Origin of the sequence: Phenylobacterium sp. (assembly GCF_013822795.1) — a bacterium.
Taxonomy (GTDB): Bacteria; Pseudomonadota; Alphaproteobacteria; order Caulobacterales; family Caulobacteraceae; genus Phenylobacterium.
In genome coordinates, this window is the sequence record NZ_PNLB01000020.1 from 56,434 (window position 1) to 71,761 (window position 15,328).

General features: G+C 67.7%; 8 protein-coding genes. 4 read left to right on the forward strand and 4 right to left on the reverse strand.

Going from position 1 to position 15,328, the window contains the following annotated elements; all coding sequences use genetic code 11:
* The first annotated feature begins 144 nt into the window (after positions 1 to 144).
* From C0481_RS17345 to C0481_RS17355, 3 genes are all read left to right on the forward strand, one after another.
* A complete protein-coding gene (locus C0481_RS17345) occupies positions 145 to 3,117 on the forward strand; it encodes a TonB-dependent receptor (protein WP_293406103.1) in 2,973 nt (990 codons plus the stop codon).
* A gap of 468 nt (positions 3,118 to 3,585) precedes the next feature.
* Positions 3,586 to 6,735, forward strand: a complete 3,150-nt coding sequence (locus C0481_RS17350; RefSeq protein ID WP_293406105.1) for a TonB-dependent receptor — start codon at positions 3,586 to 3,588, stop codon at positions 6,733 to 6,735.
* A gap of 461 nt (positions 6,736 to 7,196) precedes the next feature.
* Complete coding sequence (locus C0481_RS17355; RefSeq protein WP_293406107.1) at positions 7,197 to 10,361, forward strand: TonB-dependent receptor; 3,165 nt, start codon at positions 7,197 to 7,199, stop codon at positions 10,359 to 10,361.
* Between the two features lie 82 nt (positions 10,362 to 10,443).
* Here C0481_RS17355 and C0481_RS17360 read toward each other — a convergent pair whose 3' ends face one another.
* From C0481_RS17360 to C0481_RS17370, 3 genes are all read right to left on the reverse strand, one after another.
* A complete protein-coding gene (locus C0481_RS17360; protein ID WP_293406109.1) occupies positions 10,444 to 10,839 on the reverse strand; it encodes a DUF6491 family protein in 396 nt (131 codons plus the stop codon).
* 2 nt (positions 10,840 to 10,841) lie between these two features.
* The gene (gene mnmD, locus C0481_RS17365; protein WP_293406111.1) at positions 10,842 to 12,656 is read right to left on the reverse strand and encodes a tRNA (5-methylaminomethyl-2-thiouridine)(34)-methyltransferase MnmD; all 1,815 of its coding nucleotides are present in this window, start codon (positions 12,654 to 12,656) and stop codon (positions 10,842 to 10,844) included.
* Between the two features lie 81 nt (positions 12,657 to 12,737).
* The gene (locus tag C0481_RS17370; protein WP_293406113.1) at positions 12,738 to 13,046 is read right to left on the reverse strand and encodes a hypothetical protein; all 309 of its coding nucleotides are present in this window, start codon (positions 13,044 to 13,046) and stop codon (positions 12,738 to 12,740) included.
* Between the two features lie 259 nt (positions 13,047 to 13,305).
* On the opposite strand from C0481_RS17370, the gene C0481_RS17375 reads away from it, so the two are divergent.
* Positions 13,306 to 14,184, forward strand: a complete 879-nt coding sequence (locus tag C0481_RS17375) for an alpha/beta hydrolase (RefSeq protein WP_293406116.1) — start codon at positions 13,306 to 13,308, stop codon at positions 14,182 to 14,184.
* Positions 14,185 to 14,203: 19 nt separating this feature from the next.
* On the opposite strand, the gene C0481_RS17380 is transcribed toward C0481_RS17375, so the two are convergent.
* Positions 14,204 to 15,130, reverse strand: coding sequence for a thioesterase family protein (locus C0481_RS17380; protein ID WP_293406118.1), 927 nt, complete (start codon positions 15,128 to 15,130; stop codon positions 14,204 to 14,206).
* Between the last annotated feature and the right edge of the window lie 198 nt (positions 15,131 to 15,328).

Sequence of the window (15,328 nt, forward strand, 5' to 3'; positions counted from 1 at the left end):
GATTTGAACGCAGTTCGAATGCATTATTTCGAGCCTGCAAAATTCACCTAGCGTGGCGGCCGCGAACGCGCGTTTGATCCTCCTTACCCACGGGCGACCATCGCGTCAGATCGAAAACGGCGTCCGTCGAGGGGGAGGAAAATTATGTCGAAGAGCAGGTATCTCTGCGGCGGCTCCGTCATGGCCGTCGCTCTGGCCCTCGGCGGCCAGGCCTTTGCCCAACAGGCCAGCACTGTCGAGGAAGTGGTGGTCACCGGGTCCTTCATTCGGGGCACGCCCGAGGACGCGGCTCTGCCCGTGGACGTTATCGGCGCCGACGACCTGGCCAAGCAAGGCTCGCCCACCACGGTCGAACTTCTGAAGGCGCTGCCGGTCTCCAGCGGGGTGCTGGGCGACACCAACCAGTTCGATCCCCGGGCCCAGGGCTCGGAAGGCTCCGGCTCGGTCAACCTGCGCGGCCTTGGGGCCCAGCGCACCCTGGTGCTGATCAACGGCCACCGCATGGCGTCGAACCCCTTCGGCCAGGCCGGGGCCGGGATCGTCGACACCAACATCATCCCGTCGGCCGCGGTCGGCCGTATCGAAGTGCTGAAGGACGGCGCGGCCGCGACCTACGGCTCGGACGCCATCGCCGGCGTCGTCAACTTCATCACCCGCAAGGACTTCAGCGGGCTCGAGCTGAACGGCAGCTATCGCTACATCGACGGCTCGGACGGCGACTACGACGGCAGCATTATCTTCGGCCACGCCTGGGAGAACGGCAACGTCCTGCTGAGCGCCGGCTACCAGCACCGTTCGGAGCTGCCGACCACCGAACGCGATTGGGCCAGCCAGTCCTATTTCAACAACCCGGAAGGCGGCTGGTCGGCGGGCAACGCCGTCGCCCCGTTCCTGCCGGTGACCAATTTGCCGAGCGGGGCCTTCACGCCGGCGGCGGGCTTCGCGCTCGACAACGGCTGCGCCTCGCTGGGCGGCGTGGTCCAGGGCGGCGCGCTGCCGGCCTGCTTCTTCAACTTCATTCCCTACGACAACCTCGTCGAGAAAGAAGATCGCTTCCAGCTCTATGGGGAAGCCAACGCCGATCTGGGCGAAAACGCCCAGCTGCACATCGAGGCCTTCTACTCTGAGACCGACGTGCCGGAGTGGAAAACCTCGCCGTCGTATCTGGCGCTGCAAACCTCGACGGCCGCCACCAACCCGACTGTCGGCCAGCTGCCGGCCTCGGTGCTGGCGGGCTACTTCGTCCCGGCGAGCAACCCAGGCTTCATCGCCTATCGCAACGCCAACCCGACGCAGATCCCGGCCTTTGCGACCGGCGTCCACATCCCGGGCGTGCGCTACCGGCCGCTGTCGTTCGGCGGCAACCCGGCCTTCGACTACGGACCTTCCGAAGGCCGCCGCCACTATGACGCCTTCCGTGTCAGCGGCGGCATCAAGGGTCAGTTCAACGACGCGGTCGGCTATGACTTCGCCTTGACCTACGGCCAGGAAACCGGCGTGCGGACCGGCTACGACACGGTGGTGTCGCGCTTCCAGCTGGCCCTGCGCGGCTACGGCTCGCTGAACAACGGCACGGCCGGCGGCTGTACGGCGGCCGAGACCAACAACTTCACCACCAACGCCGGCAACACCGCGCTCGGCTGCTACTATTTCAACCCGTTCTCCAACGCGATCGCCAACAACACGATCACGGGCCAGACCAACCCCAACTTCAACGCTTCGCTCGCCAACAATCCTGAGCTGGTGCGCTGGTTCTTCCAGGAGGTCTCGACCAAGCAGACCTCGAAGCTGTTCGTCGCCGACGCGGTGTTCAACGGCGAGTTGGGCTGGGAGCTGGGCGGCGGCGCGGTCGGCTGGGCGGCGGGGGCTCAGTTCCGCCGCAGCTTCTTCTCCTCGTCCTACAACGACCTCAGCAACATCGACGCCAACCCCTGCATCGACACGCCGTTCAACGGCTCGACGTCCTGCTCGGTGCGCAACGGCCCGCTGATGTTCCTGGGCACGGGCGAGGAAGCCGACCTCGAGGGCGACGTCTACGCCCTGTTCGCCGAAATGGCGCTGCCGGTCACCGACGACCTGCAGATCCAGCTGGCGGCCCGCTACGAGGACTACGGCGGCGACACCGGTTCGACCCTGAACCCGAAGGTCGCGATCCGCTGGCAGGCCACCGACGCCCTGGCGTTCCGCGCCTCGGCCGGCACGACCTTCCGCGGCCCGCCGCTGACGCAGCTGACCACGTCGAGCGTCACCGCCCTGTCGTTCATCGGCGGCGCCTTCCGCGCCATCGACATCTTCGGCAACCCGGACCTGGAGCCGGAAAAGGCCACCACCTACAGCGTCGGCGCGATCCTCAACGTCGGCAACTTCAAGGGCAGCATCGACTACTGGAACTTCGACTTCGAGAACCCGATCGTCGCCGAACCTTCGGCTTCGATGGTCAACACGATGTTCCCGAACGGCGCCTCGACCAACTGTGGCCAGGCGGCTTTTGCGGACCTGCAGGCCCGCTTCGTGTTCCAGGGCGCCTGCAACATCGCGACGATCTCGCGGGTGCGGACCAACTGGACCAACGGCCCGGGCGTGAAGACCTCCGGCATCGACGTGCTGGCCGACTATGACGCCGGCGACGTCTGGGGCGGCGACCTGCGGGTCGGCGGCTCGGTCACCTACACGCTCGAGTACAAGGTCGATCCGTTCAAGATCGGCGACGTGACGGTCGAGAAGGCGTTCGACGCTGTCGGCTACCTCAACTACCAGCTGACCGCGACGTCGCTGCCGCAGCTCAAGGGCTCGGCCTACGCCGAGTACAGCCATGGGCCGCACAACCTGCGCTGGACGATCAACTACATCGACTCCTACGTCGACCAGCGGGCTTCGATCTTCGCGCCGAACCCGGTCAACGGGGCGATCCAGCCGAACGGGGCCAAGATCGACGAGAGCTGGGTGCACGAACTCGACTACCGCGTCTTCCTGCCGTGGGACGTGACGGTCAACGTCTCGATCGACAACCTCTTCGATGTCGAGCCGTCGTTCGCCCGCCTGGATCTGAACTACGATCCGTTCACCGGCAACGCGCTGGGCCGCACCTACAAGCTGGCCGTGAAGAAGAAGTTCTAACGTCTCCGGACGGCTGCGAGGCGCGCCTCGCAGCCGACTCCAATTTTGTCTTGAAGGCGCCGCGGGCTTCCCCTGCGGCGCCTTTTTCTATGGCCGCGGCGCCGGCGCCACACCTACCAGAGGGCGGCGGCCGTCCCGGATTCCACCGCGCAGCGAGTTATTCGAAGCACCGGTTTGATCCGGGCGCCGTTTGGATGGGTCTAAAATTCCGGAAAATGCGTGAAACCAATGGCTTAGTAAGTATTATTCTTGAGTGATCAAAATTTACTCAAAGCGGTATGCGGTTTAACTCCAAAACTCTCGGGTATGTCAAAAATGTGCGCTGAATTGGTGTGCGTTTCAAGTTTGAAATGAGTGCAACAACGCTCTGGCGTCTCGGCTCGTCTACGTCGATGATCGCCATACTCGAACATAGACAAACGCGGCATTTCAATCGCCGCGCGCGTTCGAGGGGGAAAGGAAACACTTATGTTGAAGAGCAGATATTTCTGCGGCGGGTCGCTTTTGGCCGTCGCCCTGGCGTTTGGCGTGTCGGGAACGGCCGCAGCCCAGGACGGCGGCGCCACGGTAGAGGAGGTGATCGTCACCGGCTCATTCATCGCCGGTACGCCTGAAGACGCCGCATTGCCGGTGGATGTCATCGGCTCCAAGGAGCTTGAGGCCCGCGGTTCGCCGACCATGGTCCAGCTGATCAAGACCATCCCGTCGTCGGGCGCGGTGATCGGCGAAAACAACCGATTCGGCTCGGGCTCGGGCGCTGCGACCGTCAACCTGCGCAACCTGAACTCGCCCAGCACCGGCTCGCGGACCCTGGTGCTGTTCAACGGCCGGCGCGTGCCGGTCTCGCCGCAGAGCCTCAACTCGGTCGACGTGAACCTGCTGCCGACGGCCGCGATCGGCCGGGTGGAAGTGCTGAAGGACGGCGCGGCCGCGACCTACGGCTCGGACGCCATCGGCGGCGTCGTCAACTTCATCACCCGCACCGACCTCGACGGGTTCGAATTCAGCGGCCAATACCAATTCATCGACGGCTCGGACGGCGACTACGAAGCCAACCTGGCCTGGGGCAAGAAGTGGGACAACGCCGACGCTCTGGTCACCATCGGCTATCGCCATCGCTCCGAGCTGCCGATCTCCGAACGTGAGTGGGCCCTGCGCACCGGCGTCGATGGGTTCCTGCAGAACCCGCTGGGCGGCTGGGCCAGCACCGGCAACCCCGGCCAATACAATGTCATCTCGTCGTTCGCGGGCAGCCCGAACACCGGCTTCACCTCGGCCACGCTCGGCGCCGGCCTGCCGGACATCGGCTGCGCGGCCAATGGCGGCGCGCCCTACAACATCTCGGCCGTGATCGGCCTGCGTCAGCTCAACCCCGACGCCAACTCCTGCCAGTTCCAGTACACGGTGTTCGACAACCTCGTTGAGGAAGAAGAGCACTTCCAAGCCTACGGCAAGTTCAACTTCGACATCACCGACACCCTGTCGGCCAACATCGAAGTGCTCTACGCCATGCACGACACGCCCAACCAAAGCTGGGCCGTCACCGGGCCGAACCAGTTCCCGACCCCGCTGAGCGCGGGCGGCACCTCGCCGATCCCGGCGCTGGCCCCGTCCGACCAGGGCCGCTTCTATATCCCGGCCAGCAACCCGGGCCTGGCGGCGCTGATCAGCCAGGTCAACGGCGCCAACTGCGCCGGCACGGTCCTGCCCTACGGCATCGACGCGGCCAGCTGCCAGACGGCGCTGAACGCGGCGCGCGCGGCGGTGGCGACGGCGGCGACCAACGGAGTCGCGGCCAGCCAGACCTCGTGGCGTCCGATCGGCTTCGGCGGCAACCCGTACACCGAAGACAAGCACGCCCACTATTCCTACAAGGTCGACACCTTCCGGGTGTCGGGCGGCTTCAAGGGCGAGCTCCCGTTCGGCATCAACTGGGACGGCGCGCTGACCTACCAGCAGCAGGACTACACCCGCGTGCAGGAAGACCTCTCGGTCAACCGCCTGCAGCAGGGCCTGCGCGGCTTCGCCAGCCGGGCCGGCGCTGCAGATCAGTGCACCGCGGCCGAAACCGCCAACTGGACGCAGAACGCCGGCAACGCGGCGATGGGCTGCTACTACTTCAACCCGTTCTCGAACGGCTTCGAGCAGAGCCTGTCTGACGTCCCGGCCAACCCGTTCTACATCGGCTCCAGCGCCATCCCGGGCTTCAATGAAGCCGTCGCCGCTCGCAACGAGGTCGTCGACTGGATGGACGAGCGTCTGGTCAACAAGATGTCGACCCGGCTGTTCGTCGCCGACCTGATCCTGAACGGCGACCTTCCCTGGGAGCTGAGCGGCGGTCAGGTGAAGTGGGCCGCCGGCGCCCAGTACCGCTACGACCAGTATCGTCAGAACCCGGAAATCCTGCACGACGTCAACGCCACCCCGTGCGTCGACTCCGTGCCGTTCGGCGACGGCCAGCCCTACTGCCTGGTGCCCACCGGGCCGTACCTGTTCAACGCCAACCTGGCGCAGTACGACGTTTCGCGTGAGATCAGCTCGGTCTTCGCCGAAACCCTGCTGCCCATCACCGACGACCTCGAGCTGACCCTGGCGGCCCGCTACGAGTACTATGCCGGCCAGGGCGAGACCTTCAATCCGAAGGCTTCGCTGCGCTGGCAGGCCATGGACTGGCTGGCCCTGCGCGGGTCGGTCGGCACCACCTACCGAGCCCCGTCGGCGATCATCACGACCACGAACTTCACCCGCGGTCTGACCAACGCCAACGGCACCTGGCGCGCCAACGACCAGTACGGCAACCCCGACCTGGATCCGGAAACCGCGTTCACCTACAGCGTCGGCGCGATGGCCAAGATCGGGGCGTTCCGCGCTACGGTCGACTACTGGAGCTTCGACTTCGAAGACCAGCTGATCCTCGAAAGCGCCACCGACATGCTGGCCGCCGCGTTCCCGTCCACGGGCGCGAACGTCTGCACCAGCACCGATCCGGCCTATGTGGCGCTGCGCTCGCGCTTCACCTTCACCGACCTGGGCTGCGGCCGCGCCAACGTCCAGTCCTACCGCACCAAGTACATCAACGGCGGCAAGGTGAAGACCACGGGCGTCGACTTCCAGGCCAGCCTCGACGTCGGCGACCTGTTCGACGGCCAGCTGACCACCGGCTTCGACGGCACCTACCTGATCCAGTACGACGAGGATCCCTACCTGATCGAAGGCGTCCCGGCTCCGGCCCGCGGCACCCAAGAGCGGGCGGGCACCTACCGCGCGTCGATCTTCACCGGCTACAACCGGATCCGGGCAAACGCCTACGTCAACTGGGCGAGCGGCATCCACAACCTGCGTTGGCAGACCCGCTTCATCAGCTCGGTCAACCAGACGGAGTCGAACTCGATCGGCCTGGCGCTCGCCACCAAGACGACGACCAAGATCCCGGAATACTGGCAGCACGACCTGACCTATCGGGCCGAACTGCCGTGGGACACCACGCTGACCGCGACCGTGCAGAACATCTTCGACGAAGAGCCGCCGTTCGCGATCGGCACCCAGTACAACTACGACCCCTCCAGCGCCAACCCGCTGGGCCGCGTGTTCGCGGTGGCCGTGAAGAAGCGCTTCTAAGCTTCAGTTCCAGGTATGCGTAGGCAGACGCCGTCCCCGAGAGGGGGCGGCGTTTTGTCTTGTGTAGGGTACGCGTGGCCGTAAGCCCTCCCGGACGGGCGGCGAAACGGGGATTTCGTGCAACAGTTACGTCTCAACTTGCCGTGACGTCAGTTGCGCGGCCGGGGCGCGGACGGGTCGGCATCGCCCCTGACGCGGATCGAACCGTTACGCCTGAAATGTAGTGAAACCTTTGAAATTTAAGGGATCGGCGTTCTTCGGCTTGGCAAATGTAAGCTATATCAGCGGTTTATGAACGCTGATCACTACCGCGAGCCGTGCGCTCACTGGTTCAAGACAACAGTATGTTGCGATCTTGAAAAATAGTGGCGCTCCCAGCGGGGCCGTTCGAAGATCTTTCTGCTCATGAGTCAAAAGCCCCCGCACCAGATGGGGGCGGCTCTCGAGGGGGAAGGAAACCAATGTTGAAGAGCAGTTATTTCTGCGGCGGCTCGCTATTGGCCGTCGTCCTGGCAATTTCAGCCAACAGTTCAGCCTATGCCCAGGCCTCGACCGTCGAGGAGGTGGTGGTCACCGGTTCGTTCATCGCCGGTACGCCCGAGGACGCCGCCCTGCCGGTCGACGTCATCGGCTCCAAGGAGCTTGAGGCCCGCGGTTCGCCCACCATGGTCCAGTTCATCAAGACCATCCCGTCGTCGGGGGCGGTGATCGGGGAGAACAACCGCTTCGGCTCCGGGTCGGGCGCAGCGACGGTCAACCTGCGCAGCCTGAACTCGGCGGTCACCGGCAGCCGCACCCTGGTGCTGTTCAATGGCCGTCGCGTCCCTGTCTCGCCGCAGGGCTTGAACGCGGTGGACATCAACCTGCTGCCCACGGCCGCGATCGGCCGGGTCGAGGTGCTGAAGGACGGCGCGGCCGCGACCTACGGCTCTGACGCCATTGGCGGCGTGGTCAACTTCATCACCCGCACCGACCTGGACGGCTTCGAAGTGACCGGCCAGTACCAGATGATCGAAGGCTCCGACGGCGACTACGAGGCCTCGCTCGCCTGGGGCAAGAAGTGGGACAACGCCGACGCCCTGATCACCCTGGGCTATCGCGCGCGGTCCGAGATGCCGATCTTCGAGCGCGACTGGGCAATCCGCACCGGCGTCGACGGCTTCCTGGAAAACCCGCTCGGCGGCTGGGCCGCGACCGGCAACCCCGGCGGCTACACCTATGCGACCACCACGCCGACCGGTTCGCCGAACACCGGCTTCACCGCGGCCAGCTTCAACGGCGTGCTGCCCGACATCGGCTGCGCGGCCAACGGCGGCGCCCCCTACAGCCTCACCACCCTGATCGGGACCCGCACGGTCGTCCCCAACAGCGGGGTCTGTAACTTCCAGTACACGACCTTCGACAACCTGGTGGAGGACGAGCACCACTACCAGGCCTACGGCAAGTTCAACTTCGACATCACCGACACCCTCAGCGCCAACATCGAGGTGCTGTACGCCATGCACGAGACCCCGCTGCAAAGCTGGGCGGTGACCGGGCCGAACCAGTTCCCGGCGCCGATCCTGGCTTCCGGCGGTTCGGCCGGCGGCGGCGTCTCGCCGATCCCGGCGACCGGCACCGGCGAGCAGTCGAACTTCTACATCCCCAACACCAACCCCGGCCTGCTGGCCCTGGTCTCGCAGATCAACGCGGCCAACTGCACGGGCACGGTGCTTCCCTACGGCGTCGACGCCGCCAGTTGCGCGGCGGGCCTAGCCCTGGCGCGGGCGGGCGTGGCCAGCGCCCTGGCCAACGGCGTGGCGACCAGCCAGAGCGTCTGGCGCCCGATCGGCTTCGGCGGCAACCCGTATACCGACGACCGGCACGCTCACTATTCCTACAAGGTGGATACGGCCCGGGTGGCGGGGGGCTTCAAGGGCAAGATCTTCAACGACATCGGCTTCGACGTCGCCCTGACCTGGCAGAAGCAGGACTACAACTACAACCTCGAGGACCTGTCGGTTAACCGGCTGCAGATGGCCCTGCGCGGCTTCGGCAGCCGCGACGGCAACGCCGACCAGTGTACGGCCGCGGAGACCAACAACTTCACCACCAACGCCGGCAACGCTGCGCTCGGCTGCTTCTTCTTCAACCCGTTCACCAACGCCTTCGACCAGAGCCTGGCGCAGGTCGGCGCCAACCCGTTCTACGTGGCCAACAGCACCATTCCGGGCTTCAACGACGCGGCGGCCAACCGCAGCGCCGTCGTGCAGTGGATGGACGAAAAGCAGCGCAACGAGATCTCGTCGGAGCTGTTCGTGGCCGACGTGGTCTTCAACGGCGAACTGCCCTGGGACGTCGGCGGCGGCAACATCGCCTGGGCGGCCGGCGCGCAGTACCGCTACGACCGCACGATCCAGGACCCGGACGTCTACTACGACGCCAACGCCACGCCTTGCGTGGATAGCCCGCCCTACGGCGACGGCTCGCCGTTCTGCCCGACCACGGCGAACGGTCCGTTCCTGTTCAACGCCAACCTGCGGCCTTACGATGTGAACCGGAAGATCAGCTCGGTGTTCGCCGAGACCCTGATCCCGATCGCCGATGGCCTCGAGCTGACGCTGGCCGGGCGCTACGAGACCTACGAGAGCCAGGGCGACACCTTCAACCCGAAGGCCTCGGTCCGCTGGCAGGCGCTGGATTGGCTGGCGCTCCGCGGTTCGGTGGGCACCACCTACCGCGCGCCGGCGGCGACCCTGACCACCACCAACTTCGCGCGTAACCTGACCAACGCGAACGGCACCTACCGGGCCAACGACCTCTACGGCAACCCGGACCTCGAACCGGAAACCGCCTTCACCTACAACATCGGCGGCGTGGTCGAGTTCTCGAACTTCCGCGCGACCATCGACTACTGGGACTTCGACTTCGAGGATCCGCTCACCTCGGAAGCCACCGCCGACCTGCTGAACGTGATGTTCCCGGGCGGCTCGGCGACCGGCAACTGCGGCAACGCGGCCTACGCCGCCGTCCAGGCACGGTTCACCTTCACCGGCGGCAACTGCGGTCGGGCCAACATCCTCTCGTACCGCACCCAGTACATCAACGGCGGCGGCGTGAAGACGTCGGGCGTCGACTTCCAGGCCAACCTCGACGTCGGGGAGCTGTTCAACGGCGCCCTCAGCGCCGGGTTCGACGGCACCTACCTGATCAAGTTCGATGAAGAGCCCTACGACATCGAGGGCTTCCCCTCGAACGCGGCGGGCGTGCAGAAGCGGGCCGGCACCTACCGCGCCTCGCTATTCACCGGCTACAACAGGCTGCGGGCGAACGCCTTCGTGAACTGGGCCAGCGGCATGCATAACCTCCGCTGGCAGATCCGCCACGTGTCCTCGACCACCCAGGTCGAGACCAACTCGATCGCCCTGGCCGCGGCCCTGCACCAGTCGATCAAGATCGACGAGTACTGGCAGCACGACCTGACCTATCGGGCCGAACTGCCGTGGGACACCACCGCGACCCTGACGGTTCAGAACATCTTCGACGAAGAGCCGCCGTTCGCGATCGGCACCCAGTACAACTACGACCCGGGCAGCGGGAACCCGCTGGGCCGCGTCTACGCGGTGGCGCTGAAGAAGCGCTTCTGATCCGAGCCTCCGGCGTACGCGGCGACGCGTAGGGCCGTACTGCGGGCGTCGCCCCCTCGAAGGCGGCGCCCGCTTTTTCGTTTCAGGGCTTGGACTTCGACGGCAGGGCCGCGGCCTCTTCCGGGGTCAGCTTGGTGACCGTGCGCACCTCGCAGCGCTGCGGCCCGAACGGTCCCTTGGTGATGACCGTCGCGTCGAAGCCTGAGCAGATTGAATTGCCGCCCCGCGAGACCAGGCCGATCGCGTGGTTCCAGTCGATGTCAGGGCAGCGGGCGAACAGGTCGAGCCGGTAGACGTCGCGCACGCCGGCCCTGACATAGACGGTGGTTTCGTCGACCGCGTTGAAGCCGTTGGCGCTGTTGGCCCAGAAGCAGTTGCGGGCCGGACTGGCGGCGGCGACAGCGGCGTCCGAGACGGGCGGAGTGCTGCAGGCGGCCAGGGCGAACGCGCCCGCGGCGCCGACGAAGACCTTGATCATGGTCATGCTCCTTTGACGATTTCGGAAGCGAGGCTACGACCTTTGCGTGCGGCGCGCCTGTGGAATCGGTCGGGCGCGACCAGCTCGGCCAGCGGCGCTGGCAGGGGCGAGGGCGCGCCGAGCGCCTGGGCGGCGACATGCTCGGCCAGAAGCGGAGCGAGGCAGAAGCCGCGCGACCCCAGGCCGCCGAGGACGTAGACGCCCTCCTGGCCTGGCGCGGGACCAGCCAACGGCAAGTGATCGGGCGTGGTGGCCCGCACCGAGGCGCGGCCTTGCAGGCCGGCTGGATCCACAGACGCGGCGAGCCGAGGCAGGGCGGCGGCCAGGGCGGCGAGGTTACGGCCGTGATCGTCGTCGCGAACGTCAGTCTCGGTCACGCCGCGGTCGTGGGTGGCGCCGAACAGCAGGCCGCTGCGGGTGGGGACCGCGTAGCCGCCCCAGGCCGCGGCCTGAGGCGGCGTGACCGCATCGGTCCAGCTCGCCTGACCGCGGACCGGGGCTATCGGCAGACCGTTCAGCAACGCGCCGATGGCGGGCCCTATCGTCAGGATTACCGCGTCGGCTTCCACAATCGTGCCGCCGGCGGAATCGAGCAGGGCGACGCCCGCGGGGCCGGGGACGACTTGAGCGACCTCGGCGCGGAGAACCTGCCCGTTCCACGCATCGAGGATGCCGGCTGGCTCCACCACCAGGGCGGCGGCGAGGTCGAGGGCAGGGGCGGGTGAAGGCTCGCCCAGGCGGACGGTAGCTTCGGCCGTGTCCAGGGGGACCAGGGCGTCCGGCTCGAAAATGTCCGACGCGGCGATCTTGCCGAAGCGTTCGACGTCGCGGTCGCCGCCGGCGATCTGCAGCACGCTGCGGGCGACGACGGCGCCGGGCAGGGGCTCGTAGAGCCGGGTGGCGCGGGCGAAGGCCTGGGCAAACAATCGGGCCAGCGGGCCAAGACCGGCGTCGAGCCGGGGCGTCACCAGGGCGGCGGGGTTGCCCGACGCGCCAGCTCCGGCGCCCTTGGCGTCGAACACCATCGGATCGCAGCCCAGGGCGCGCAGGGCGCGGGCGGCGCTGGCCCCGGCGATCCCAGCGCCGATGATGGCCACGCGCGGAAGCGCCCGCGGCTCGGGGGCGCCGGGCAGGCGGGCTTCCAGCCGTTCGCGCTTGCGGCCGAAGCCTGGGCGCTTGTCGACCTCGAAGCCGGCCGCGGCCAGCCCGCGGCGGACGGCCCCTGCCACGGTGAAGGTGGCGGCGCGGGCGCCGGGCGCCGAGCGGGCGGCGACCAGGGCAAGGATCTCCTCGCGCCACATGGCCGGGTTCAGCGCCGGGGAGAAGCCGTCGAGGAACCAGGCGTCGGCCTGGCCGGACCACTCGCTGAGCGCGGCTTCGACGTCCATCACCGCCAGGTCGATGGTCGCGCAGACCTCGGGCAGCTCGATGCGATGGAAGCCGCGGGCGCGGCCGGGCCAGCGGGCGACCAGCAGCGCCGCCAGGTCGGCCAGCTCGGGCCAACGCGACAGCGCGCGGGCGGCCTCGTCGGCGGTGATCGGATGGGCTTCGACGCTGAAGACGTGCAGGTGGCCGCCTGGCGGGGCGCCGGTCCGCCAAAGATCGAGCAGGGCCAGGATGTTGAGGCCGGTGCCGAAGCCCAACTCGCCGACCGTGAAGCGGCTGCGTCCGGCCCAGGCCTCCGGCAGGCCGCAACCCTGGAGGAACACCGCGCGGGTTTCGGCCAGGCCGTCCTCGGCGGAGAAGTAGACGTCGCCGTACAGGCGCGAACGCGGTTGGCCGTCGTCGGTCCAGGCGAGGGGGGATTCGTCGGTCATCGCGCCGTTATAACGCGCAAACGAAAAGGGCCGCCCTGGAGGGCGGCCCTTCGCTTAAGAACGCTGATGCGTTCGTAAGACTTACTTCGCGGCCGGAGCGGCAGCGGCGTCGGCAGCCGGAGCGGCCGGAGCAGCAGCGGCGGCAGCGGCGTCAACCGGAGCGGCGGCGGCAGCGGCGGTCGCGTCGCCAGCGGCCTTCGTGGCGTCGGCAGCGGCGTCAGCGGCGGTCGCGGCGGCGTCGGTCGCGGTGGCGGCGGCGTCGGTCGCGGTTTCGGCGGTGGCTTCGGCAGCGTCAGCGGCCTTTTCGGCCGGCTTGCCGCAAGCGGCGACGGACAGAGCGGCGACGGCGGCGCCGGCGACGAGCAGCTTGCGAAGGATTTCGGTGGTCATGTCCTGGGTCCCCTGGAAACGGAGGTTAGAAGGCGCCCAACGAGGCGCCCCTGACGGGGAACATCGCTGTGCTGCTTCGGAATATGCCCGGCTTGGCGCTCAGGGCAAGGCTTTAATTCACGCCCTCGTGATCACTTTTGCAACCCTTGCCCCCATACCCCCGAAAACCAAGGGCTTGGAGGGTGTTGTCGAACCGCGCGTCAATGTGGTTTCGAAGGATGTGACCGGCCCAGATCGGCGGTCGGCGGAGGGTTTTGCGATGGAATCGGCTTTGGCGGAGGCGCCGCGGGCGCGGTTGATCGACCTGAAGGATCGCGGCGGGTCGATGGCGGCGCTGGATTTCGGCGATTCCGGCCGGCCGGTCGATATCGTTTTCGTCCACGCGAATGGCTTCAATGCGCGCACTTACCGCACCATTCTCGCGCCCCTGGCCGAGGGGCTGCGGATCCTGGCTGTGGACCAGCGCGGTCACGGGCGCTCGACCCTGCCGGCCGAGACCGTGGGGCGGACCTCATGGAACGGCCTGCGCGACGACCTGCTGGCGCTGCTGGCGACTCTCGATCTGCGCGATGTGGTGCTGGCCGGACATTCGATGGGCGGCACCGCCTGCGTGCTGGCCCAGGCGCTGGCGGCCGAACGCGTGCGCCGTGTGGTGCTGTTCGACCCGGTGGTGATGCCGGCGGCCGGGCCGGTGGATCCGTCCCAAGTGAGCAATTCGCCTCTGGTGCAGGGCGCCCTGCGCCGCCGCGCCGTGTTCCCCGACAAGGCTGCGGTGGTCGCGGCCTACACCGGTCGCGGCGCGTTCCGCACCTGGCAGGGGGAGATGCTGGCCGACTACGTGGCCGACGGCTTCCGCGAGCGCGACGACGGGCAGGTGGAGCTGTCGTGCGCCCCCGAGTGGGAGGCGTCGAACTTCGCCTCGCACGCCCATGACACCTGGGGCGCCTTCGAACAGGCCAAGGTTCCGATCCGCATCCTGCGGGCCGAGGAAGGTTCGACCTGCCGCGAGGACCCCAAGCTCGACGCGCTGGTCGCCGCTGGCCGGATTGCGGTGCAGACGATCCCCGGAACCAGCCACTTCCTGCCGATGGAGCGGCCGGACCTGGTGCAGGCGGAACTGCGCGCCGCGGTCCGATAGCCCCAGCCGATCCGCGATCCTAGAGCGCCAGGCCGGGGGGCGAGGCGGCGCGGAAGGCCGCCTGGGCTTCCTCTGAGATGTCGACGACCTTGCGCTGGTCGAGATCGAACGAGACCACGACCGCCTCAGCGCTGGCCCACGGCCGCCCGCTCTGCGGATCGACCATCCAGTGCATGACCCGCCGCGTGCGCGCATCGCAGCCGGCGAACCCAGAGCGCAGCTCGATCCCATCGCCGGCCTGGGGCCAGTCCAGGTGCAGCACGCGGTATTCGAGCACCGCGCCGCCGATCCGCGCCTCGGGGTCGCCATCGGCCGGCCCGGGGCGCGGCTCGCCGAACAGCCGCCCGACGCCGTCCGACACCCGGCCGATGAAGATCTCGGGCCGCATGCGCTCGAACACGTCGCATTCGGCCGGACCGATCACGCCCAGGCCGATCCGCTTGAGACCGAGTTTGTCGGCGCGCTGCAGCGAGGCGGTGGCCACGACCGGCGACAGGTCGATGCTGCGCGCCGCGGCGAAGGCGGGGACCTCGACGAAGAGGGCGCTGGCCTGTTCGCGCAGGCGTTGCGGCCAGGGGAATGGCCGCAGGTCGCGGGTGGTGGCATGGTCTACGACCAGCTGGAAGGTCGCGGCCGGCTGGCCGTCCATATGGCGGATGACCAGCAGCAGGCGCGCGTCGCATTCGCCTAGCGCGATCACCCCGCCGGTCATGTGCAGCGAGACGCCGGGCTTGGCTTCGCGCAGGAAGCGGATGTGCTGCTCGCGGACCACCAGCGTCGACTCGCCGTCGCGGGCGAAGGCGCGCGGCATGCCGAGGAGCGCGGCGAGACCGGCCAGTCCCTCCTGGGCCTTGGCGACCCAGAAGCGGACATTCATGTGCCCCATCTCGTCGCATTCCCAGGTGTTGACGCCGCCGCTCCAGACCTCGACGCCTTGCTCGTTCACTTGCACGCTCCCCCGACACTCAAAAAACGGCGCGAACCTTAGGGGGAGAGGCCGCCGCGCGCCAGGAGGCTGGCCCTTGCGGTCGCGAGGCGCTAGGCGAGGCCTCCAGACTATTGCGAGGCGCAGATGAGCGGCGACGACTTCGTTTTTGACGAGACCACGGGCGAATGGGTCAGCGCCGCCGAAGCGGCCGCCAAC